General features: G+C 71.5%; 25 protein-coding genes. 10 read left to right on the top strand and 15 right to left on the bottom strand.

The window, feature by feature from the left end; all coding sequences use genetic code 11:
- Window positions 1-26: 26 nt before the first annotated feature.
- From K8W59_RS18775 to K8W59_RS18755, 5 genes are all read right to left on the bottom strand, one after another.
- Complete coding sequence (locus K8W59_RS18775; protein WP_223396518.1) at window positions 27-338, bottom strand: hypothetical protein; 312 nt, start codon at window positions 336-338, stop codon at window positions 27-29.
- A gap of 90 nt (window positions 339-428) precedes the next feature.
- Entirely contained in the window at window positions 429-986 is a 558-nt protein-coding gene (locus K8W59_RS18770; protein WP_223396517.1) for an ABC transporter ATP-binding protein, read from the bottom strand.
- Window positions 983-1,819 carry an alpha/beta hydrolase gene (locus K8W59_RS18765; protein WP_223396516.1) on the bottom strand — a complete coding sequence of 279 codons (837 nt, stop codon included), beginning with the start codon at window positions 1,817-1,819 and terminating at the stop codon, window positions 983-985. The genes K8W59_RS18770 and K8W59_RS18765 overlap by 4 nt, the downstream gene beginning before the upstream one ends.
- 78 nt (window positions 1,820-1,897) lie before the next feature.
- Window positions 1,898-2,563: a response regulator gene (locus tag K8W59_RS18760; RefSeq protein ID WP_223396515.1), complete on the bottom strand. Its 666-nt coding sequence runs from the start codon at window positions 2,561-2,563 to the stop codon at window positions 1,898-1,900.
- On the bottom strand, window positions 2,560-3,777 hold the full coding sequence (locus tag K8W59_RS18755; RefSeq protein WP_223396514.1) for a sensor histidine kinase: 1,218 nt from the start codon (window positions 3,775-3,777) through the stop codon (window positions 2,560-2,562). The genes K8W59_RS18760 and K8W59_RS18755 overlap by 4 nt, the downstream gene beginning before the upstream one ends.
- 216 nt (window positions 3,778-3,993) lie before the next feature.
- Between K8W59_RS18755 and K8W59_RS18750 the strand changes: the two genes are divergently transcribed.
- Window positions 3,994-4,947, top strand: coding sequence for an endonuclease/exonuclease/phosphatase family protein (locus K8W59_RS18750; protein WP_223396513.1), 954 nt, complete (start codon window positions 3,994-3,996; stop codon window positions 4,945-4,947).
- 3 nt (window positions 4,948-4,950) lie between these two features.
- Here K8W59_RS18750 and K8W59_RS18745 read toward each other — a convergent pair whose 3' ends face one another.
- The 4 genes from K8W59_RS18745 to K8W59_RS18730 all read right to left on the bottom strand — a co-directional run bounded on the left by K8W59_RS18745 (window position 4,951) and on the right by K8W59_RS18730 (window position 7,288).
- The gene (locus K8W59_RS18745; protein WP_223396512.1) at window positions 4,951-5,346 is read right to left on the bottom strand and encodes a PIN domain-containing protein; all 396 of its coding nucleotides are present in this window, start codon (window positions 5,344-5,346) and stop codon (window positions 4,951-4,953) included.
- Window positions 5,343-5,573: a hypothetical protein gene (locus K8W59_RS18740; protein WP_223396511.1), complete on the bottom strand. Its 231-nt coding sequence runs from the start codon at window positions 5,571-5,573 to the stop codon at window positions 5,343-5,345. The genes K8W59_RS18745 and K8W59_RS18740 overlap by 4 nt, the downstream gene beginning before the upstream one ends.
- A gap of 161 nt (window positions 5,574-5,734) precedes the next feature.
- A complete protein-coding gene (locus tag K8W59_RS18735) occupies window positions 5,735-6,655 on the bottom strand; it encodes an NAD-dependent epimerase/dehydratase family protein (RefSeq protein ID WP_223396510.1) in 921 nt (306 codons plus the stop codon).
- A gap of 72 nt (window positions 6,656-6,727) precedes the next feature.
- The gene (locus tag K8W59_RS18730) at window positions 6,728-7,288 is read right to left on the bottom strand and encodes a TetR/AcrR family transcriptional regulator (RefSeq protein WP_223396509.1); all 561 of its coding nucleotides are present in this window, start codon (window positions 7,286-7,288) and stop codon (window positions 6,728-6,730) included.
- A 151-nt stretch (window positions 7,289-7,439) separates the two neighbouring features.
- On the opposite strand from K8W59_RS18730, the gene K8W59_RS18725 reads away from it, so the two are divergent.
- The 4 genes from K8W59_RS18725 (at window position 7,440) to K8W59_RS18710 (ending at window position 11,056) form a co-directional block, all read left to right on the top strand.
- Window positions 7,440-8,411 (top strand): alpha/beta hydrolase, encoded by a 972-nt coding sequence (locus K8W59_RS18725; protein WP_223396508.1) that lies wholly within the window; start codon window positions 7,440-7,442, stop codon window positions 8,409-8,411.
- Window positions 8,412-8,421: 10 nt separating this feature from the next.
- The gene (locus K8W59_RS18720) at window positions 8,422-9,102 is read left to right on the top strand and encodes a type 1 glutamine amidotransferase domain-containing protein (RefSeq protein WP_223396507.1); all 681 of its coding nucleotides are present in this window, start codon (window positions 8,422-8,424) and stop codon (window positions 9,100-9,102) included.
- 169 nt (window positions 9,103-9,271) lie between these two features.
- The gene (locus tag K8W59_RS18715) at window positions 9,272-9,874 is read left to right on the top strand and encodes a methyltransferase family protein (protein WP_223396506.1); all 603 of its coding nucleotides are present in this window, start codon (window positions 9,272-9,274) and stop codon (window positions 9,872-9,874) included.
- A 150-nt stretch (window positions 9,875-10,024) separates the two neighbouring features.
- Entirely contained in the window at window positions 10,025-11,056 is a 1,032-nt protein-coding gene (locus K8W59_RS18710; protein WP_223396505.1) for a TerC/Alx family metal homeostasis membrane protein, read from the top strand.
- A 1-nt stretch (window position 11,057) separates the two neighbouring features.
- Here K8W59_RS18710 and K8W59_RS18705 read toward each other — a convergent pair whose 3' ends face one another.
- Window positions 11,058-11,495, bottom strand: a complete 438-nt coding sequence (locus K8W59_RS18705) for an SRPBCC family protein (protein ID WP_223396504.1) — start codon at window positions 11,493-11,495, stop codon at window positions 11,058-11,060.
- A gap of 3 nt (window positions 11,496-11,498) precedes the next feature.
- Window positions 11,499-11,711, bottom strand: coding sequence for an antitoxin (locus K8W59_RS18700; RefSeq protein ID WP_223396503.1), 213 nt, complete (start codon window positions 11,709-11,711; stop codon window positions 11,499-11,501).
- Between the two features lie 74 nt (window positions 11,712-11,785).
- Here K8W59_RS18700 and K8W59_RS18695 point away from each other — a divergent pair, with 74 nt between their 5' ends.
- Complete coding sequence (locus K8W59_RS18695) at window positions 11,786-12,181, top strand: SRPBCC family protein (protein ID WP_223396502.1); 396 nt, start codon at window positions 11,786-11,788, stop codon at window positions 12,179-12,181.
- 157 nt (window positions 12,182-12,338) lie between these two features.
- On the opposite strand, the gene K8W59_RS18690 is transcribed toward K8W59_RS18695, so the two are convergent.
- A complete protein-coding gene (locus K8W59_RS18690) occupies window positions 12,339-13,760 on the bottom strand; it encodes a class I SAM-dependent methyltransferase (protein ID WP_223396501.1) in 1,422 nt (473 codons plus the stop codon).
- Window positions 13,761-13,989: 229 nt separating this feature from the next.
- On the opposite strand from K8W59_RS18690, the gene K8W59_RS18685 reads away from it, so the two are divergent.
- Complete coding sequence (locus tag K8W59_RS18685; RefSeq protein ID WP_223396500.1) at window positions 13,990-14,202, top strand: type II toxin-antitoxin system VapB family antitoxin; 213 nt, start codon at window positions 13,990-13,992, stop codon at window positions 14,200-14,202.
- Window positions 14,199-14,597, top strand: coding sequence for a type II toxin-antitoxin system VapC family toxin (gene vapC / locus K8W59_RS18680; RefSeq protein WP_223396499.1), 399 nt, complete (start codon window positions 14,199-14,201; stop codon window positions 14,595-14,597). The genes K8W59_RS18685 and vapC overlap by 4 nt, the downstream gene beginning before the upstream one ends.
- A gap of 13 nt (window positions 14,598-14,610) precedes the next feature.
- On the opposite strand, the gene K8W59_RS18675 is transcribed toward vapC, so the two are convergent.
- Together K8W59_RS18675 and K8W59_RS18670 are read right to left on the bottom strand one after the other, a co-directional pair.
- Entirely contained in the window at window positions 14,611-14,829 is a 219-nt protein-coding gene (locus K8W59_RS18675; RefSeq protein WP_223396498.1) for a YbdD/YjiX family protein, read from the bottom strand.
- On the bottom strand, window positions 14,829-16,925 hold the full coding sequence (locus K8W59_RS18670; RefSeq protein WP_223399920.1) for a carbon starvation CstA family protein: 2,097 nt from the start codon (window positions 16,923-16,925) through the stop codon (window positions 14,829-14,831). The genes K8W59_RS18675 and K8W59_RS18670 overlap by 1 nt, the downstream gene beginning before the upstream one ends.
- A gap of 218 nt (window positions 16,926-17,143) precedes the next feature.
- On the opposite strand from K8W59_RS18670, the gene K8W59_RS18665 reads away from it, so the two are divergent.
- Window positions 17,144-17,536 (top strand): DUF4186 domain-containing protein, encoded by a 393-nt coding sequence (locus tag K8W59_RS18665; protein WP_223396497.1) that lies wholly within the window; start codon window positions 17,144-17,146, stop codon window positions 17,534-17,536.
- 40 nt (window positions 17,537-17,576) lie between these two features.
- On the top strand, window positions 17,577-17,936 hold the full coding sequence (locus K8W59_RS18660) for a TraR/DksA family transcriptional regulator (protein ID WP_223396496.1): 360 nt from the start codon (window positions 17,577-17,579) through the stop codon (window positions 17,934-17,936).
- A 3-nt stretch (window positions 17,937-17,939) separates the two neighbouring features.
- On the opposite strand, the gene K8W59_RS18655 is transcribed toward K8W59_RS18660, so the two are convergent.
- Window positions 17,940-18,602 (bottom strand): VOC family protein, encoded by a 663-nt coding sequence (locus tag K8W59_RS18655; protein WP_223396495.1) that lies wholly within the window; start codon window positions 18,600-18,602, stop codon window positions 17,940-17,942.
- Between the last annotated feature and the right edge of the window lie 18 nt (window positions 18,603-18,620).

The raw sequence follows: 18,620 nt of genomic DNA, 5'->3' as shown, positions 1-18,620 counted from the left end.
GGCGGTTCGCCGACCGAGGCAATCAGTCAGTCCTGCTCCTCCTCGGGACGCTCGATGAAGTAGGTGGGTACGCCGTCGAGGACAGAGTGGGCAGCGAAGTGGAGCAGTTCGGATCGCGCCTCCTCGGAAGTGAGTCGGAGCCGTTCGGGATCTATACCGAGGGCCTGCGCTCGGGCGACCTGGGCGGCATAGACGGCGACCTTGCGGATGCCGGATGCGGGCAAGCCGGAATCCTCTATCCCGAGATTGCCCAGATACTCCTCGATCGCTGCGGCCACAAGAGGATGCTCGACGGCCACATTCGCAGCCTCGGCGTGCTCCTGCTTCCAGCCATCCATACCTGCCAGCGTAGGCCGGATTCGGCTACCCGCTCCCTGCTCGATGTGTTGTGGGCCGCCACAGGTGGCTAAGTGCGCGCGAAACGACCCTTACGCTGCCAGCGCGAAGTCGGTAGGCTGGTAAGCGACCAATCGGATACCTCCCGTTTGACTGCTCGGCTCGTCGAGGAAGAGCACGGACGCGCCGCGGATCAGGCTCACCGCCAGGTCCAGACGCCGCCGCATCCCGCCGGAGTAGTGCCGCACCGGCCGGTCCGCCGCGGCCCCCAGGCCGAACCGCTCCAACAGCTCGACCGCGCGCACCCGCGCCTCGCGGCGACGCAGGTGGTGCAGCCGGGCGAAGAGCTCCAGGTTCTGTCGCCCGGTGAGCACCTCGTCGACCGCGGCGGACTGCCCCGCCAGGCCGATCCGCGCCCGCACGCCCGCCGGGTCCGCCGCCACGTCGCAACCGGCCACCCACGCGCGGCCGGAGTCGAAGCGCTGCAGCGTCGCCAGGATGCGTACGGCGGTCGTCTTGCCCGCCCCGTTCGGGCCGAGCAGCCCGTGCACCGTGCCGGGTGCCACCGCCAGGTCGAGGCGGTCGAGCGCGACGCCCTTCCCCGGGAAGCTCCTCCGCAGGCCCTCGGTCCGGATCGCCCGCGCGCTCATGCGGCTGCTCCCGTGGTCTCGACAGGCTCGACCACCGATGGGGGCGGCTCGACCGGCAAGGCGGTGGTCTCGACGGGCTCGACCGGCGAGGCCTCGTCGTACCTCCCCACCGCGATCAGGGCGATGTTGCGCAGCGACTCGCTGCCCTCGGCGTAGTAGCCGCAGTGGCCGGTGACGTCGCCGGTGGCGAAGCGGCGCGCGCCGATCGCCGGGTGCAGCGGCGAGCGGCCCAGGCCGAGGCGGCCGATCCGCCCGTGCGGGAAGAGCCGGATCCAGTCCGACGCAGCGGCGCCCGCCCAGAGCCGGGTGCGCTCGCCGAGCTCGGCGCGCCGCCACACGCCCATCCCCGGGGCGCCCAGCGCGACGCAGTCGTCGGCCCGCCCGTCGGCCAGCGCGAGCCCGCAGACCGCGGCGCCGTAGCTGTGCCCGATCAGCGTGACGTGCGCCGAGCGGGGGAGGTAGTGGGTGAGGCGGGCGAGGTCGCCGGCGCCGCCGTACGCCGGGCCGTTGGAGAACGCGGCGGCGATCCCCGACGGCGCGCGATAGCCGACCCACACCACGACGGCCACCCGCGCTCCCGGCGCGAGGGCCTGCATCGTGGGCAGCAGCAGCCGGCCGCGGCCCCGCGGCCCGACCGGTCCGCGATGGGTGAGGTAGTTGCCGCGGTGATGGCCGTTGCCCGGGACGAGGACCGCGATGTGGTCGGCCATCGCGATGTCCCCGAGCGCCTCGACGATCCGCGGCCCGCCCGGCGGGTCGCAGGCGAGCAGGCGCAGGCCGTCGGTCTCGATGGGTTCGTAGTGCAGCTCCGGCAGGAGGGCTGATGTGCTCATGCCGTGGAACGTAGGAACCAGGCGCGCCCGCGCGCGTCACACCGGGGAGCCAACTGCGACCCCCTACCGGGGTACCGGTCAGCCGCCCGGGGTCACCAGGCCGGACTCGTAGGCGAAGACCACCGCCTGCGCCCGGTCGCGCAGGTCGAGCTTGCCGAAGACCCGGCTGACGTGCGTCTTCACCGTCTGCTCGGCGAGCACCAGCGTCTCGGCGATCTCGGCGTTGGAGCAGCCGCGCGCGACCAGGGCGAGCACCTCGGTCTCCCGCTCGGTGAGCGCATTCAGCCGCAGCGCCGGCCTGCCGCGCGGCTGCTGTTGGGCGAAGTCCGCGATCAGCCGCCGGGTCACCGAGGGGGCGAGCAGCGCGTCCCCGGCGGCCACCACGCGCACGGCCGCGATCAGGTCGTCCGGCGGGGCGTCCTTGAGCAGGAACCCGCTGGCGCCGGCGCGGAGTGCCTCGTAGACGTAGTCGTCGAGGTCGAACGTGGTCAGCATCAGCACCCGCGGCCGCTGCTCGAGCGCGGGGGAGTCCAGGATCCGGCGGGTCGCCTCCAGCCCGTCCATCCGGGGCATCCGGACGTCCATCAAGACGACGTCGGGTCGGGTACGACGTACCAGCTCGACGCCCTCCACGCCGTCGGTCGCCTCCCCGACCACCTCCAGGTCGTCCTGCGCCGCCAGCAGGGCGGCGAAGCCCGCCCGCACCATCGCCTGGTCGTCGACGATCAGCACCCGCGTGCTCACGCGTCCTCGCCCTCGGTCAGGGGGAGGCAGGCGGCCACCCGGAAGCCGCCCTCGGTCAGCGGGCCGGCCTCGAGCGTGCCGCCGACCAGGCGCACCCGCTCGCGCATCCCGACCAGCCCGTGCCCGGTGCCCTCGGCCTCCAGCGGCGCGCCGGGCGGCTCGGGGGAGCGGCCGTTGACGACGACCACGGTGAGCCGCTCGTCCTCCTCGGCCACCGTCACCCGCGTCGCCGCCCCGGGCGCGTGCCGCACCACGTTGGCCAGCGCCTCCTGCACGATCCGGTAGGCCGAGAGCCCGACGGTCTCGGGTACGACGACGTCGGCGGCGGTGAACTCGACCGGTACGCCGGCCCGCACGGTCGCCTCCACCAGGTGGTCGAGCTCCCCCAGCCCCGGCTGCGGCGCCCGCTCGCCGATCGCGTCCTCGCTGCGCAGGATTCCGAGCAGCCGCCGCATCTCGCCCAGCGACTCCCGCGCCGTCGAGGCGATCGAGGCGAACTCCGCCTGGGCCTGCGGCTGCAGCCCGGCGATCCGGTAGGTCGCGGTGTCGGCCTGCACGGTGATCACCGACATGTGGTGCGCGACCACGTCGTGCAGCTCGCGAGCGATCCGGGCCCGTTCCTCCAGGAGGGTACGGCGGCTCCGCTCGGCCTCGCTGATGGTCTCCTGCTCGGCCAGCCGGCGCTGCGCCTCGTAGCGCTCGCGCAGCGCCACGCCCAGGACCAGCGCGACGCCGCTCAGCACGATCGTGATGACGGTGGAGTCCGAGGACCCCTCGGGCACGAGGAAGCGCAGCCCGATGCTGGCCACCGCGGTCGCCGCCCACACCCACACCAGCGTCCGGCGGGTCTCGCGCAGGCCGAGCGCGAGACACAGGGCGACGTACCCCACGATCTCCATCGGCGGGTAGGGCCAGATCAGGCCCTCCAGGTCGACGGCGAGCAGCACCAGACCGCCCGCGAGGGTGGCCGGCGCGATGAGGTACCACGCGTCCAGCGGCCGGCGCACGGCGAGCAGCAGCGGGACGGTCTGGACGATCGCGAGCGCGCTGGCGGTCCCGCCGCTGAGGGCGTAGTGGGCGTTGAGCACGCCGATCGTGGTCGGCAGCAGGGCGAGGACGAGGAGGAGGACCAGCACCCACGGCAGGTGCGGACGCCACCGTCGGAGCGCCCCGCTCATCAGGACGCCCAGGCGCGTGCGCACGTCCGACGTCATGGGATCAGCCTAGTGAGCCCGCGCTGGGGCGGCCCGCGACGAGCCCGCTCGCCCGCTCCCGCGACTTCCCGGGGACGTGAACCGGCGGGTGTGGCGAGGTACGCCAGCCCGGCCGCGTTCCGGAGCCGTCGCGCGACGGTCGCCGGGCGGTGGACCAGCGTTCACCCGCGCCGCACAGGGTGGCCGCGTCGACACCCCCACCCTTCGAGGAGAGCCATGCGACCGACCGACTCGAGCATCACTCGCCGCGGCATGCTGGGCGGAGCGGCGGGCCTCGCCGCCGCCGGGACCCTGGCCGCCGCGGCTCCCGCCGGCGCCGCCCCGGTGCGGCCGGGAGAGCGGCGAGGTGCCGCGCTGATCGGCCGCGCGCGGCCGCCGTACCTGCACGCGATGAGCTTCAACATCCGCTACGACCGCGAGGGCTCGACCAGCCCGGGCGAGCCCGACTACTGGCCCGAGCGCGCGCCGCTGGTGACCGAGTTCCTGAAGAAGGAGAAGCCGACGATCCTCGGCGTGCAGGAGGCGGAGTGGAACCAGCTGCCCGCGGTCGAGGCCGGGCTCGGCGACTCGTACCGGATGCTCGGCTACGGCCGCGCGGGCGGTTCGGCGGGCGAGTACTCCTCCATCTTCTACGACGCCCGCCGGCTCGAGGCGCTCGGGTGGGACCAGTACTGGCTCTCCGACACCCCCGACGTCATCGGCTCCGCGACCTGGGGCAACCGGGTCACCCGGATCGTCACCTGGGTCCGCTTCAACGACCGCGAGACCGGCAAGGAGTTCGTGCACATCAACTCCCACTTCGACCACCAGTCGGAGAACGCACGGGTCCGCAGCGCCGAGACGGTGCGCGACCAGATCGCCGCGCTCGACGTACCCGTCGTGTTCACCGCCGACGTCAATGCCGCGGCGGAGGACTCGGCGCCGTACGACGTCCTGGTCACCGACGGCGGCCTCCAGGACACGTGGCTCGCCGCGGCAGAGCAGCTGACCCCGCGGGTAGGGACCTTCCCCAACTACGGCACGCCGGACCCCGAGGGCGTCAAGATCGACTGGATCCTGGTGACCCCGGGGGTCGAGGTGCTCGAGGCGGCGATCAACACCTGGACCAGCAAGGACGATCGCTGGCCCAGCGACCACACGCCGGTCCAGGCGCTGCTCCGCCTGCCGTAGCCCTCAGGCGATCAGGTACGTGGCCTGCGGGCGGGCGGAGGCGAGCGCCCGGTCGAGGGTGGCGAGCCGTGCTCCCCGACTCTCGGCGAGGTCGGCCAGGTAGGCGTCGGTCACCTGCCGGTGGCCGAGCACGTGGTCGAGGTCGACCGAGCGGTAGGAGATCGAGTCCTCCCAGAACTCGCAACGGCCCGACGCGTGCAGAGCCGTGAGCAGGGCCTGGGCCGTCGCACCGCTCGCCCCGAGCCGGAGTAGGAAGCGGACCAGTGCGCCCTCGACGATGGGGCACAGCGCGAGACGCTCCACGTCTCCCGCCCACTGGGCCACCCGGCCGTGGTGCTCGTGCTCCGCGACGACGAGTGCGATGAGAGCGTTCGCGTCGAGCAGGTACGGCGCACTCACTCCTCGTCCAGCGCGTTCGCGACGTCGTCGCTGGTCACCCGCTGACCCAGCGTGACCGCCGGGAGTCCGCTGACCGGATCGGTCCCCACCTCCACCGGATCGCCGAGGGCGTTCAGGCCTCGCGTGGCCAGCTCGGCGACCACGGACGACAGCGACTGCTGCCGGGCCCGAGCGATCTCGCGGGCACGTCGGTGCACCGCCGGGGGCAGGTCGATGGTCGTCCTCATATCTGCATCATATCTGCATCAGTCTGGTGCACCCGGGCGCCACCCGGCTGCTCGTACTCACGCTGGCAGAAGTCTCCCGACGGCCAACCGGCCCCGCTCCGCGCCGTCGTCCGCCCGGAGTTGTGCCAGTGCGTCTGCGCGACGGGTCGGCGGCTCGGGGGTTACCCGGTCAGGATCTCGGTGATCCCCTCGCGGTACGTCGTGACCTCGAACTCGGGGAAGCGGGCCGCGAACTTCGCGGAGTCGAAGACGTTGTCCTCGCGGTAGCGAGGGAGCAGCTCCTCGGCTTCCTTGACCGCCGGATTGGCCAAGCCGCCGAGCCGGAAGGCCCAGCGCGGCAGGGTGAGGTAGCGGATCCGCCGCCCCTCGACCTGGGAGGCCACCTCGACCATGTCGGCGTAGCTGAGCCGGTCCGGGTCGACCGGCAGGTGCCAGGTCGTGCCGTAGGCATCGGGCGTGTTGCCGACCAGCGCCATGCCGCGACTCGCGTCGGGCGTCCAGATCAGCGTGCGCAGGGTGTGTGCGTCGAGCGGGACGATCGGTCGCTTGCCCTCTTTGATCCGGTCGAAGACGAGGGAGTTGGTGAGGCTCTGGGTCTTGCCGGGCCCGTAGAACTCGGGCGCCCGGCAGATTACCGCCTCGATCGTGCCGGCCTCCATCTCCTCCAGCAGCATGGTCGCGATGCGAGCCCGCACGGTCGCCTTGCGGCCCACCGGCTCGAACGCCGTCCCCTCGGTCTGGGTCGTCGAGGTGCGTGGATACATGTAGGTGTTGTCGAAGAACACCAGCTTGCAGTCGTGCTCCCGGCACGCCGCGATCGCGTTGGCCATCATCACCGGGAACCGCTGCTCCCACAGGGCGGAGTCGATCGGCAGGCCCACCGTGAGGTACGCGATCTCGCTGCCCGCGACGGCCGCCGATGTCGCCTCCGGGTCGGTCAGGTCCGCCGCGACGAGCTCGTCGGTCTCGTGGATCCGCCGCGGGTTCCGGCTGACCAGACGAATGTCGTGGGGGAAGGTGCGGTAGAGGTCGCGGGCCAGCTCCTCGGCGATCTGCCCGCCCGCACCCAGGATGGTCTGCATGGTTCTCCTCGCCGTGTTAACAGTGCTCACATCCACGGTACAGGCACCGTGAGCACCGTCAACATCGCTCGCTCAGGAGCGGGCGGAGAACAGCGCGGCGAACGACGCGCGGACCCGCTCCTCCACCTGGTCACCGGAGAGCTTCCCGTCCAGGTGCAGGAACGCCAGGCCGTGCACCAGGCTCCACGACGCGGTGGCGAGGGCGTCGGTGTCGGCGCCGGGGAAGACGTTGCCCAGGGCGAGGGCCAGCAGCTTGTGCAGGTCGCCCGACGCGCGCACCCGCTCGTCGCTGGAGTCGTCGCACTCGTTGCCGAACATCAGCCGGAACAGCGCCGGCCGGCGCAGCGCGAAGTCGACGTACGCGACGCCGAAGTCGGCCAAATCGTCCACCGACCGCGGCAGGTCGCGACCCTCCATCAGGTCGTCCTTGAGATCGCGGAACCCCTGGCTGGCCAGCGCGGACTCCAGCGCGCCGCGGTCCGCGAAGTGCCGGTACGGCGCCGTCGGGGAGACGCCGGCACGGCGCGCCACCGCGCGCAGTGAGAACGTCTCGCCCTGCTCCAGCATCTCCATCGCGGTCGACAGCAGCGCCGCGCGCAGGTCGCCGTGGTGGTAGCGGGCTCGCGTGGACATCCGCGTCATCGTATCGACGCGGTGACCGACCGGTAACGACAACGCGGGAGTTGACGGCGCTCACATCGCCTGTCTAGCGTCATGTGAGCGACGCACACATCGCGCCCGACACCAGCAGCCCCCTCCCACCATGAACGGAGATGAGCTCGCCATGAACGACCTTCCGCCGCCGATCACCCCCGTCCTCGAGCCCGAGGCCAAGGAGCTGTGCGAGGCCACCGACCCGCACCCGAGGATCTACGAGGTCCCGCCCGAGCAGGGTCGGCAGATCCTCTCCGACCTGCAGAGCGGGGAGGGGGTGGACCGCCCGGACGTGGACGAGGAGTGGGTCGACGTCGACGCCGGTGAGTGGGGCACGGTCCGGACCCGGATCATCCGGCCCCGCGGCGCGACCGGGCCGCTGCCGGTGGTGTTCTACATCCACGGCGCCGGCTGGGTCTTCGGCGACGAGCACACCCACGACCGCCTGTTCCGCGAGCTGGTCGTGGGGGCCGGCGCGGCCGGTGTGTTCCCCGTCTACGACCGGGCGCCGGAGAAGGGCTACCCCACCCAGGTGGAGCAGAACTACGCGGTGGGCCAGTGGGTCGCCGAGCACGGTGCCGACCACGGCCTCGACGCCTCCCGCGTCGTGGTGACCGGCGAGTCCGTCGGCGGCTGCATGTCCGCGGTCTTCGCGCTGATGAACAAGGACCGCGGCGGCCTCGATCTCAAGGCGCAGGCGCTGCTCTACCCCGTGACGAACGCGGACTTCGACACCCCGTCCTACCTGCAGTTCGCCGAGGGCTACTACCTCACCCGCGAGGGCATGCAGTGGTTCTGGGACGCCTACACCACCGATCCCGCCCAGCGGGCCGAGCCCTACGCGTCCCCGCTGCAGGCACCGCTCGGCCAGCTCGAGGGGCTGCCGCGCACCCTGGTGATCACCGACGAGGCCGACGTACTCCGGGACGAGGGGGAGCAGTACGCCAACAAGCTCCGCGAGGCGGGCGTCGACGTGACCTCCGTGCGTGTCGCCGGCATGGTGCACGACTTCCTGCTGCTGGACAGCCTGCGCGACACCAAGGCCGCGAACGTGGCGCGCGAGCTGACCATCGGCTTCCTCCGCGACGCGCTGAACGAGTGAGCCCATCGCTGTGACCCGCGTCCTGAACGTCGTCACCAACGTCGGACAGTACGTCGGCACCGACCACCCCACCGGCCTGTGGCTCTCCGAGCTCACGCACGCCTGGCAGGTCTTCGAGGCCCGCGGCTTCGAGCAGACCCTGGTGAGCCCGGCCGGTGGGGCGGTGCCGATCGAGCCGAGATCGCTGAAGTTCCCGAGCTACGACAGATCCGCCAAGGCATGGCACGCCGATCCGGCGCGGATGGCGCTGCTGGAGCAGACCGCGTCCCCCGACGAGATCGACGCCGCCGACTTCGACGCGATCTACTTCACCGGCGGGCACGGCGTGATGTTCGACTTCCCCGACAGCGAAGGGCTGCAGCGCATCACCCGGGAGCTCTTCGAGCGGGGTGCCGTGGTCGGCGCCGTGTGTCACGGATACTGCGGCCTGCTGAACACTCGGCTGAGCGACGGCAGCTACCTCGTGGCCGGCCGCCGGCTCACCGGCTTCGCGTGGCAGGAGGAGGTCCTGGCCCGCGTCGACAAGCTCGTCCCCTACAACGCCGAGCAGGTGGTGAAGGAGCGCGGTGCGGACTATGAGAAGGCGCGCCTGCCGTTCGCCTCCTACGCCGTCACCGACCGCAACCTGGTCACCGGCCAGAACCCCGGCTCGGCCAAGGAGACCGCCGAGGCGGTTGCCGGGCTTCTCTGAGTCGCCCAGGGGCTGGGCAGTCGCGACCTGGCTGCTCGTAGCCACGCTGGCAGAAGTCTCCCGACGGCCGACCGGCCCCGCTCAGCGTCGCCGCCCGCGCGGACTTGTGCCAGTGCGTCGACGATGGCGGTCCCGGGCGCGGGCCTCGCGACAGCGATACCGTCGAGGCATGGCAGTGCTGGCACTCGCCCTGTTCGGCCTGTACGCCCTCATCGGCTTCGGGCTCCGCAGCGTGCTCCAGCGCCGCCGTACCGGCGACGCCGGGTTCCGTGGAGTGAGCGGCCGCCCGGGCAGCGTCGAGTGGTGGGCGGGCATCGCGTTCGCGGTGGCGGTGCTCGTCGGCCTGCTCGGACCGGTGACCGGGCTGATGGGCCTTGGCGAGATCCCCGTGCTGGACCGGCCCTGGATCCACGCCCTGGGCGTCGTCCTCGCGTGTGCGGGGATCGCGGCGACCTTCCTCACTCAGCTGGCGATGGGGGAGAGCTGGCGGGTCGGCGTGGACCCGGCCGAGCGCACCGCGCTGGTGACCGACGGCCCGTTCCGGTTCGTTCGCAATCCGATCTTCACCGCGATGCTTCTCACCGGCGCGGGCATCGCCCTGGTCTTCCCCAACCTCGTCGCGATCCTCGGCTGGGTGCTGCTGCTGGCCGCGATCGAGTTGCAGGTCCGAGTGGTGGAGGAGCCCTATCTGGGCCGGCAGCATGGCGAGGACTACCGGCGGTACACCGCCTCGACCGGCCGCTTCCTTCCGGGCCTGGGCCGGCTCTCTTAGGGACCTCTTAGGTTCGTTCCGTAAGGTATGACCTCGAGGGGAGTACTTCCCAACACCTGCCCGGTCACTACGACCGCCCCACGGCGGTCCCGGGCAGGCGGCCCGCTCGGGGCGAAGGAGACCTCAGTCCAACCGCACTGAGGAACCCCCATGACACTGCTCGCTGCCGCCGCGCCCGCCGGCACCACCTCGATCGCCGACCCGATGCTGTGGGGCGTGACGATCGCCGGGATCATCGCGCTGCTCGCCTTCGACCTGTACCTCACCCGCCGCCCGCACGAGGTCTCGATGCGGGAGGCGGTCTCCTGGACCGTCTTCTACCTCGCGCTCCCGATGCTCTTCGGCGTCTGGCTGTGGATGGAGTACGGCGGCCGGTCGGGGCTGGAGTACTACACCGGCTACCTGGTGGAGAAGTCGCTCTCGGTCGACAACCTCTTCGTCTTCATCCTGATCCTCGGCGCCTTCGCCGTGCCGCGCGAGCTGCGGCAGCGGGTGCTGATGATCGGCATCATCGGCGCCCTGGTCCTGCGAGGGATCTTCATCGCGGTCGGCGCGCAGCTGATCTCGATGTTCGCCATCACCTTCCTGTTCTTCGGCCTCATCCTGCTGGTCACCGGCGCGAAGCTGCTCAAGGACGCGCTCAAGGGCGAGGACCACGCCGAGAACGACGTCGACCAGATGCCCACCGTCCGTCTGGTACGGCGCCTCTGGCCGGTCTCCACTGACTATCAGGGCACCCGGCTGCTCGCCGACAAGCCGGCCGGCGGCGGGCGCCGCGCGCTCACCCCGCTCGGCCTGACCGCGGTCGTCGTACTCCTCACCGACGTCGTCTTCGCCGTCGACTCGGTGCCGGCGGTCTACGGCATCACCGGCGACCCCTACCTCGTGTTCGTCACCAACGCGTTCGCGCTGCTCGGTCTGCGGGCGCTCTACTTCGTGCTGGAGGGAGCGCTGGGCAAGCTGGTGCACCTCAACTACGGCCTCAGCATCATCCTCGGCTTCATCGGCGTGAAGCTGGTGATGCACTGGGCGCACGGGATCTGGCCGGTGGTGCCGGAGGTGCCGATCCTGTTCAGCCTCGCGGTGATCGTGGGCGTGCTGGTGGTGGTCACCGTGACCAGCCTGCTGGCGGTGCGCAAGCAGGAGCGCGAGCGCACCCCGGAGACCGCGCGGCGCCCCTGACTCAGAGCCGGTCGAGGCTCCTCTTCAGCTGGTCCACGGTCTTGGTGGCCAGGAGCGGCAGGACGAGGAGCCCGACCACCGGCGAGACCAGGCGCGCGGGGCCGCTGAAGGCGAAGTCGGCGCGGTAGGTCACCTCGGTGCCGCCGCCCGACTGCGGCCGGAGGTCGAAGATGTCGTGCCCCTCGAACTGCGCGTTCCGGCCGACGAAGTGCACCCGGCCGGGCCGCTCGAGCTCGGTCGCGGTGTAGGTCACCTCGACGGTGCGCCCCATGAAGGAGCTGACGTTGCGGTACGTCGTACCGACACCGCCGTCGCCGCTCACCCGCTCACACGAGCGGGTGCCCGGGTCCCACTCCATGGTGTTGGTGAAGTCGGCGAGGTACTCGAAGACCGCCTCGGGGAGCGTGTTCGTCTGGAAGGTGCGGCTGACCGAGGGCATGGGTCACCAGCGGCGGCGGGGCTCGCGCATCGCGGCCTCGCGCGCCTTGCGGCTGAGGCCGTCGATCTGGCGGGAGTACTTCCCCTTGGTCCGCTTGTCCGCGAACGCGGCCGCCTGGCCGAGGTAGCGGTCGGTCTTCTCGGGGTTGTTGCGCGCGTAGCGCTTGGCGGCCGCCGCGGCGGCGCTGACGGCTGCGAACTTCCGGAACTTCGGCATGGCTCCTCCATCGAGTCGGTGCCCTTCAGCCTCTCAGGCGCGGTCAAGGGCGCGGGTCGTGCCACCCTGGTCGGATGGAGAGTCGCCACGTCAGCACCGTGATAGCCGCCGAGCCGGACGCGGTCTACGCGTTCGCGGCCGAGCCGGAGAACCTTCCGCGGTGGGCCTCCGGCCTCGCGGAGGCCGAGGTCGCGCGCGAGGGCGACCTGCTCGTCGTCGAGTCCCCGATGGGGCGGGTCACGGTGCGTTTCGCGCCGCCCAACGAGTACGGCGTCCTCGACCACGACGTCACCCTTCCCTCGGGCGCGGTCGTGACCAACCCGCTGCGCGTGGTCGCCCACCCCCACGGCTCCGAGGTCGTCTTCACCGTCCGCCGGCTCGACCTCGCCGCGGAGGAGTTCGATCGGGACTGTGCCACCGTCGCCCGCGACCTCGACCGCCTCCGGGAGCTGGTCGAGGGCGGGTCATAGCAGCACGACGTGCACGATCCACCGGGCAAGTGGGCGCCGAGCGTCGGCCTACCCCCGTGGCCACGCGGGTTCCGGGCCTTGGCGGCGCGGATACCCGGTGGTTTGTGCACGGCTCCGCCGGCTGAGGGAGCGGGTCGACCCGGGTACCTGCCCGATTTCATCGGTCCGTCGATGCGCCACCGATAACGCCCTGACCGTTCAGCCAGAGCGCGGTGTAGAACAACCCGGGCTGCGCATGTGCGCGACGACTGATCCCGGCGAGCGGGTAGCCCCAGGACGCCAGGTCAGCGATCAGCGGATCGTCCGACGGCGCGTGATGGACCCCGATGATCAGGCGCCCGCCCGGCGCTACGACGTGTGTCATCAGGTGGTCCACATACTCCCGGCGCGAGCGCTCGGGGACGTACTCCAGCCCAGTGCGGACGAAGTCGTAGCGCCGCTCCGGGCGCCAGCCGTTCGCGTTGGCGGCGTGGATCCGGGCAGCCCACTGCGGGTAGCGCGAGCGGGCGAGGTCGGCGAGTCGCGGCCCGATCTCGACCCCGTGTGGCTCGATGGCGTGACCGTCCTGCGCGGCCCAGCGGCGTACGTCGGCCATCAGCAGCCCGTTGGCGCACCCGATGTCGAGGAAGCTGCCGTCTCGGTCGATGGCATCGCACAGCAGCCGACGGGAGTACTCCCAGTCGCCAGCGTCGCCGCCCTTCCCCGACTGGGCCTGCGGGGTCGCGGCGCCGAGGTACGCCGGCTCGATCAGGGCGAGGACCCGCTCGTGCCACCGCGCCTCATCGATCCGCCCGTCCTCCAGGTCGGCGTCGATGCGGGCGAGATCGCGCCAGCCACGGTCCTGGGAGTCTCGCGCGTCGGGTGGCTTGCGGGCGATGACCAACTCATGCCCCGGACGGTCGGGAGCACCGCGGACCTCGACCAGGTCGAGCCAGGCGTCGGCGAGGTCCTGCTCGATCTCGTCACCGGTTCGGAAGCGCAGGGTCGAGCGGCTGGTCATGGTCGTGTCGGGAAAGCGGAAGTAGGTGTCGAAGGAGACAGTCGGTAGGTCGACCTGCGTCACCTGTTGCCACGTCTCAACCACGCCCTCGACCGCGTCGCGGACCCGGCGCCGCGTGGCGTCGGGGGTCCACTCGTCCCAGGCCCGACGGGCGGGGTCGCGCGTCTCGAAGATCAGGTGCCCACCGGTACGGAGCACGGCCGCGATCCGACGGAGGGCAGCTCCCCACTCGTCGTCCCGGGTTACGCATTGCGCGACGTTGCCCGTCATGACGGCGACGTCGATGTCCTCGATGACCGGCAGGTGGGCAGCGTCCGCCTCGACCCAGGTGACGCCCTCGGCGCCGGGCTTGGCTCGCGCCACGTCCAGCGAGGCTTGCGCCGGATCCACCGCGGTCACCTCCATTCCGCGGTCGGCGAGCATCAGTGCGAGCACCCCAGTCCCACAGCCGATGTCCAGTACCCGTCGGCCGCCCAGCCGGTCGATCAGCTCGACATAGTGCTCCAGGTCCGAGCGGTCGGCGTCGAAGGTGTCGTAGAGCCGGGCCAACCGGGGCTCCGAGAAATGGGCGTCGGGCACGGGTTCAGTCTGCCGTGCCTCCGGGTCGGTCGAGTGCGCCGAGCGTCGTGACCGCCACGGGGCCGCGCACTCGACCTGAGAACCCCTGCGTGCACGATCCACCGGGCAAGTGGGCGCCGAGCGTCGACCGACCCCCGTGGCCACGCGGGTTCCGGGCCTTGGCGGCGCGGATACCCGGTGGTTTGTGCACGGCTCAGGCGGGTGCCGCCAGGACGTGTAAAGTACGTGTATGGCCCGGACCCGTACCAACATCGAGATCGAGAACGACTACGTCGTGGCGATCATGGACAGGTACGGCGTGCGCACCAAGACCGAGGCCGTGGATCTCGCGCTCCGTCACCTCGCCGGCGACCCGATGGATCGCGACGAGGCGCTGGCGATGCGCGGCGCGCGGGCGATCGACCAGCCTCCCGACGACACCCCGCCCGCGGACGTCGCGTGATCTTGGTCGACACCTCGGCCTGGGTCGAGTTCGACCGCGCCACCGGCAGTGACGTCGACCAGACCCTGACCACCCTGATCGCGGAGGACGGGCCGGTGGCCGTCACTGAGCCGATCGTCATGGAGGTGTGTGCGGGCGCCCGCTCGCCGGCCCGGGAGCGCGACCTGCGCCGCCTGCTCGGCAGGTTCGCACTCCTCCGCTTCGACCCCATGGCCGACTTCGACGGCGCGGTGACCGTCTATCGCCGATGTCGGCGGGCCGGGGTCACCCCACGAGGACTGATCGACTGCATGATCGCCGCGGTGGCGTTGCGCAACGACGCACAGGTGCTCGCCATGGATCGCGACTTCGAGCGCCTGGCGGAGGTGGTGGGCCTGGCGATGGTCGGGCGGTGATCGCGGGTGCCACCTAGCAGCAGCGCCCCTGCGGGTTCCGGTCCTGCCAGTCCTGGTGCTCCCGCCAGAACTGTCGCTCCGTCGGAGGAGTGACGTCGGGATGCCGACGGGCCAGGTGCTCGCAGTAGCGCTCGTACGCGTCCCCGCCCATGATCGCGCGCAGGTAGGCCACCGCCGCGCGGCCACCGCGCCACAGTGCGGCGACCGGGTCGACCGGAGCGGAGGAGGCCATCAGTGCCCCCTGCGCCGCGCCGGCGTCTCCACCGCGGCCCACTCCGCCATCAGCTCGCGCTCCGGCGGCGTCGGGAACAGCCCGGCGGGCGCGAAGATGTGCGACTCCACGCGCGGGTCCTCCTTGCTCTCCCCGCGCTGGCCGCGGTAGGCCTTCACGGTCGCGATGAGCGACGTGACCAGCACGATGAGGGTCAGCACGACGAAGACGATCGACAGCGTGCCCTGGACGGTGGTGTTGCGTACGACTGCCTCCATCGCCGCCACGTCACCCGCGGTCCCGAAGCTGGTCTCGCCCGCCTCCAGCGCGTCGCGGAACGCGGCGTTCTGCGCCCAGTAGCCCACGGCCGGCTCACTGGAGAAGATCTTGTACATCGACGCGGTCACCGTGACCACGGCCGCGAAGGCGAGCGGCACCACGATCACCCACAGGTGCTTGAAGTTGCCGCGCCGCGCGACGATCGCCATCACCACCGACAGCGCGATCACCGCGAGCAGCTGGTTGGCGATGCCGAACAGCGGGAAGAACGTGTTGATCCCGCCGAGTGGATCGGTCACGCCGAGGACCAGGATGTATCCCCAGCCGCCGACCATGATCGCGGTGCAGATCCACGCGCCCAGCGTCCAGGAGGTGTCGCGGAACTTCGGGATGAAGTTGCCGATCGCGTCCTGCAGCATGAACCGCGCCACCCGGGTGCCGGCGTCCACGGCGGTGAGGATGAACAGCGCCTCGAACATGATCGCGAAGTGGTACCAGAAGCCCATCATCGAGGGGCCGCCGAACCACTGGTGCAGGATCGTCGCGATGCCCACCGCCAGGGTCGGCGCGCCGCCGGTGCGAGAGACCACCGACTCCTCGCCCACGTCGTTGGCCAGCTGGGTCAGGTCGTTCGGCGCGAGGTTCACCCCCGTCAGGCCGAGGGAGTTGACGAAGGCGACCGCCCCGTCGACCGTGCCGCCGGTGACCGCCGCGGAGGAGTTCATCGCGAAGTAGATGCCCCGGTCGATGCTGATCGCGGCGACCAGCGCCATGATCGCGACGAAGGACTCCATCAGCATGCCGCCGTACCCCAGGAAGCGGGTCTGCCGCTCCTTCTCCACCAGTTTCGGCGTGGTGCCCGAGCTGATCAGCGCATGGAAGCCGGACAGCGCGCCGCACGCGATGGTGACGAAGAGGAACGGGAAGAGCGAGCCCGGCACCACCGGGCCGTCCGCGCGGCCGGCGAACTCCGAGATCGCCGGCACGTTGATCGTCGGCCGGACGAAGACGATCGCCAGCGCCAGCAGGCCGATCACGCCGATCTTCATGAACGTGGAGAGGTAGTCGCGCGGCGCGAGCAGCAGCCAGACGGGCAGTACGGCGGCGATGAAGCCGTAGGCGATGATCCCCCAGGCGATCGTCGTCCGCTCCAGGGTGAAGACGTCGGCGCCCCAGGTGGAGTCGGCGACCCAGCTGCCGGAGACGATCGCGAACATCAGCAGCGCGAAGCCGATCACCGAGACCTCCATGACCTTGCCCGGCCGGAGGAAGCGGAGGTAGACGCCCATGAACAGGGCGATCGGCAGGGTCAGGCTCACCGAGTACACACCCCATGCGGACTCGCCCAGGGCGTTGACGACCACCAGCGCGAGGATCGCGGTGATGATCACCATGATGGTCAGCGTGGCGATGAGTGCCGCCGTACCGCCGATGACGCCGAGCTCCTCACGGGCCATCTGGCCCAGCGAGCGCCCGCCGCGGCGCATCGAGAAGAACATCACCAGGTAGTCCTGCACCGCCCCGGCGAGGATGACGCCGACGATGATCCACAGCGTCCCGGGCAGGTAGCCCATCTGCGCGGCGAGCACCGGACCCACCAGCGGCCCCGCGCCCGCGATCGCGGCGAAGTGATGGCCGAAGAGCACCCGCCGGTCGGTGGGCAGGTAGTCGCGACCGTTCTCCTTGTACTCCGCGGGCGTGGCTCGGGTGTCGTCGGGCCGGGCGACCTTGAGCTCGATGTAGCGGGAGTAGAAGCGGTAGGCGATGAGGTAGCTGCAGACCGCCGCGAACACGAACCAGATCGCGTTGATCGTCTCCCCGCGGACGATCGCGATCATCACCCAGCCGACGCCGCCGAGCAGCGCGATCGCGCCCCACAGCAGGATCTTCGGCAGCGTCCACTTCTTGTCGTGCTCCTCGACCACCGCCGGGTCGACCGCGGCGGGCGGGTGGTCGTGCTGGTCGGTCGGAACGGTGGCCACGAGACATCACCTCACGGGCTCGGCGGGGGAATCCGGCGAGCGTATCGCGGCCCGCGCCGGGCTAGCCTGGATGGATGGCCGAGGTGGACAGCCCGAGGGGCGATCTCGACGCCCGGCTGGACCGGATCGGCCGCCACCACTTCCGGGCCAGGTTCCACCTGCGCGGGCGGGATCGCGCGGTGGTGGATCTGCGCGGCCTGACGACGGTGCGCCAGCACGCCGAGGACCTGATCGGGAAGCGGCTGGCCCCGGCGGAGCCGCGCAACGACGGGCGGCAGACGCCCTACCGCGGGCACCCGGTCTTCGTCGCGCAGCACGCGACCGCCACCTGCTGCCGCACCTGCCTGTCCCGGTGGCACGACATCCCCGCCGGGCACGAGCTGGACGAGGCCGAGCGGACCTACGTCGTGGACGTGATCTGCCGGTGGATCGAGCGGGAGTACGCCCCGCGACGGCCGCCCGACTGAGTCCTCGGGCGCTGTCGGCGGTTGGTCGTAGTCTGGCCGGATGGATCCCGAGAGGGCCCGCGCGGCGCTGGAGGAGAAGCGCGCCGCCGCGGTCGAGCGGCTGCGCGGCCTGGACGCCAGCTTCGCCGACATCGTGGAGGCGGCGCGGGACAGCAACCTCGACGACGAGCACGACATCGAGGGCACCACGATCGCGGTCGACCGGGCGCAGGTTTCCTCCCTCGCCGCGGCCGGGCGGCAGCAGCTGGTCGAGATCGACGCCGCGCTGGCCCGGCTGGAGGCGGGGGAGTACGGCATCTGTCTGCGCTGCGGGCAGCCGATCGAGGAGGGTCGCCTGGAGGCGCGCCCCGCGACGCCCTGGTGCATCTCCTGCGCCAGGGCCGAGACGTCGCGGAGGTAGCAGTCAGGCGCTCTCGTTCTGCATCAGGTTGAACGTCGCCCCCTGCGGGTCGCGCAGATAGCCGAACCGGCCGATTCCGGGGACGTCGTGCGCCTCGACGACCACCTCGGCGCCGAGGTCCTGGGCCTTCGCCACCGTCGCGTCGACGTCCTCGACGTTGAAGTACACGTTCCAGTGCGGCTGCATGTCCCCGTCGAGCTGCATCGTGCCGGCGACCGGCCGGCCGTCCACGCTGAGCATGGTGTACGGCGGAAGGTCGGGGCCCATGTCCTGCTGCTCCACCCCGACGCCGAGCACCTGCTCGTAGAAGCCGGCCGTCCCGGCCGGGTCGGCCACGGTCAGCTCGTTCCAGATGGTGGTGCCCGGCTCGTTGGCGCGCGCCGAGCCGGCGAAGCCCTGCTCCTGCCAGAGCCCGACCGCGGCCCCGCCCGGGTCGCCCACCCACGCCATCCGGCCCTGCTCGGGGATGTCCATCGGCTCGACGTACACCTGCCCGCCGGCGTCCTTGGCCCGCTGGACCGCGGCGTCCACGTCGTCGGCCGCGAGGTAGACCCCCCACGAGGCCGGCGCGTCGGGTGACATCGCCGGCCCGAGCCCGGCCACCAGATCGCCCTGGACCTGGGCGATGGCGTCCGCCGTCGTGAGCGGCGCGCACTGAGCGGCCATGACGGTAGAAGTCTGTAG

It is taken from the genome of Nocardioides rotundus (assembly GCF_019931675.1).
Classification (GTDB): Bacteria; Actinomycetota; Actinomycetes; order Propionibacteriales; family Nocardioidaceae; genus Nocardioides; species Nocardioides rotundus.
The sequence above is the reverse complement of the archived record's forward strand: the minus strand, read 5'-3'. Positions and strand labels throughout refer to the sequence as shown.

What these genes read in the sequence shown, in the direction of transcription:
- K8W59_RS18775 (WP_223396518.1), bottom strand. Translation starts at nt 338, where the DNA reads ATGGATGGCTGGAAGCAGGAGCACGCCGAGGCTGCGAATGTGGCCGTC.
- K8W59_RS18770 (WP_223396517.1), bottom strand. Translation starts at nt 986, where the DNA reads ATGAGCGCGCGGGCGATCCGGACCGAGGGCCTGCGGAGGAGCTTCCCG.
- K8W59_RS18765 (WP_223396516.1), bottom strand. Translation starts at nt 1,819, where the DNA reads ATGAGCACATCAGCCCTCCTGCCGGAGCTGCACTACGAACCCATCGAG.
- K8W59_RS18755 (WP_223396514.1), bottom strand. Translation starts at nt 3,777, where the DNA reads ATGACGTCGGACGTGCGCACGCGCCTGGGCGTCCTGATGAGCGGGGCG.
- K8W59_RS18750 (WP_223396513.1), top strand. Translation starts at nt 3,994, where the DNA reads ATGCGACCGACCGACTCGAGCATCACTCGCCGCGGCATGCTGGGCGGA.
- K8W59_RS18740 (WP_223396511.1), bottom strand. Translation starts at nt 5,573, where the DNA reads ATGAGGACGACCATCGACCTGCCCCCGGCGGTGCACCGACGTGCCCGC.
- K8W59_RS18735 (WP_223396510.1), bottom strand. Translation starts at nt 6,655, where the DNA reads ATGCAGACCATCCTGGGTGCGGGCGGGCAGATCGCCGAGGAGCTGGCC.
- K8W59_RS18730 (WP_223396509.1), bottom strand. Translation starts at nt 7,288, where the DNA reads ATGTCCACGCGAGCCCGCTACCACCACGGCGACCTGCGCGCGGCGCTG.
- K8W59_RS18725 (WP_223396508.1), top strand. Translation starts at nt 7,440, where the DNA reads ATGAACGACCTTCCGCCGCCGATCACCCCCGTCCTCGAGCCCGAGGCC.
- K8W59_RS18715 (WP_223396506.1), top strand. Translation starts at nt 9,272, where the DNA reads ATGGCAGTGCTGGCACTCGCCCTGTTCGGCCTGTACGCCCTCATCGGC.
- K8W59_RS18710 (WP_223396505.1), top strand. Translation starts at nt 10,025, where the DNA reads ATGACACTGCTCGCTGCCGCCGCGCCCGCCGGCACCACCTCGATCGCC.
- K8W59_RS18705 (WP_223396504.1), bottom strand. Translation starts at nt 11,495, where the DNA reads ATGCCCTCGGTCAGCCGCACCTTCCAGACGAACACGCTCCCCGAGGCG.
- K8W59_RS18700 (WP_223396503.1), bottom strand. Translation starts at nt 11,711, where the DNA reads ATGCCGAAGTTCCGGAAGTTCGCAGCCGTCAGCGCCGCCGCGGCGGCC.
- K8W59_RS18695 (WP_223396502.1), top strand. Translation starts at nt 11,786, where the DNA reads ATGGAGAGTCGCCACGTCAGCACCGTGATAGCCGCCGAGCCGGACGCG.
- K8W59_RS18685 (WP_223396500.1), top strand. Translation starts at nt 13,990, where the DNA reads ATGGCCCGGACCCGTACCAACATCGAGATCGAGAACGACTACGTCGTG.
- K8W59_RS18675 (WP_223396498.1), bottom strand. Translation starts at nt 14,829, where the DNA reads ATGGCCTCCTCCGCTCCGGTCGACCCGGTCGCCGCACTGTGGCGCGGT.
- K8W59_RS18670 (WP_223399920.1), bottom strand. Translation starts at nt 16,925, where the DNA reads ATGATCGCGATCGTCCGCGGGGAGACGATCAACGCGATCTGGTTCGTG.
- K8W59_RS18665 (WP_223396497.1), top strand. Translation starts at nt 17,144, where the DNA reads ATGGCCGAGGTGGACAGCCCGAGGGGCGATCTCGACGCCCGGCTGGAC.
- K8W59_RS18660 (WP_223396496.1), top strand. Translation starts at nt 17,577, where the DNA reads ATGGATCCCGAGAGGGCCCGCGCGGCGCTGGAGGAGAAGCGCGCCGCC.
- K8W59_RS18655 (WP_223396495.1), bottom strand. Translation starts at nt 18,602, where the DNA reads ATGGCCGCTCAGTGCGCGCCGCTCACGACGGCGGACGCCATCGCCCAG.